1 protein-coding gene is annotated in these 834 nt (G+C 78.8%); it reads left to right on the top strand.

Going from position 1 to position 834, the window contains the following annotated elements; translation table 11 throughout:
* Positions 1-669 (top strand): CDP-glycerol glycerophosphotransferase family protein (locus IH45_RS0142650; protein WP_030682620.1); only part of this gene is annotated, 669 nt, incomplete at its 5' end.
* Positions 670-834: the final 165 nt, after the last annotated feature.

Raw genomic sequence — 834 nt, 5'->3', positions numbered from 1 at the left:
GTCCTGTACGCGCCCGCCCGCCGCGGCCTGCCCGGCGGCGCCGTCCCGCCGCTGGACGTGGCCCGCCTCGCCGCGGCCCTCGGCCCGCGCTTCCAGCTCCTGGTCCGCGCCCATCCGTACGACCGGGAAGCACCGGAACTGTGCCCGGCCGCCCTCCGGGACGACGGCGCGGTCCTGGACGTCTCCGGGCACCCGCACATCGAGGACCTGTGCCTGGCCGCCGACGCGCTGCTGAGCGACTTCTCCTCGGTCGTGTTCGACTACGCCAACCTGGACCGGCCGGTCGTCGTGCACACCGCCGGCTGGGACACCTTCCGGCACGCCCGCGGCGCCTATGTGGACCTGCTGTCCGGCGAATCCGGCGACACCCCCGGCGTGCTCGCGCAGGACGAGGCGGCCATCGCCGGGGCCTTCCACTCCGGGCGCTGGGACGGCCCGGCGGCGGCGTCGCTGCGGGCCGCCTTCCGCGAGCGCTTCTGCCGGTACGACGACGGGCTGGCCGCGGAGCGGGTGGTGCGCCGGGTCCTGCTCGGCGAGGACGACCTGCTGCCGCGGCTGCCGCCCGGCGAACGCCGGACCGCGCCGTCACCCCGCGCCGCCGAACGGGCCCTGGCCCAGGAGGACGGCGCCACCCGCACGCTCACGGGTCCCGGCGCCGTCGTCGGGTGAGGGCCTGAGGCCGAACCGCGGCCCTACGACGGCCTGCTCAGCGGGCCGCGGAGCGGCGGCGGGCCGCGACGACGGCCTTGGTGATGAACGGCGGCAGGACGTTCACGGCGAGGCGGCGGGCCGGGCTGCGGCGCGGGCGGGCGGCCGGACGGGGCGCGGCGGAGC

The sequence above is a fragment of the Streptomyces rimosus subsp. rimosus genome, assembly GCF_000720725.1.
Classification (GTDB): Bacteria; Actinomycetota; Actinomycetes; order Streptomycetales; family Streptomycetaceae; genus Streptomyces; species Streptomyces rimosus_A.
The sequence above is the reverse complement of the archived record's forward strand: the minus strand, read 5'-3'. Positions and strand labels throughout refer to the sequence as shown.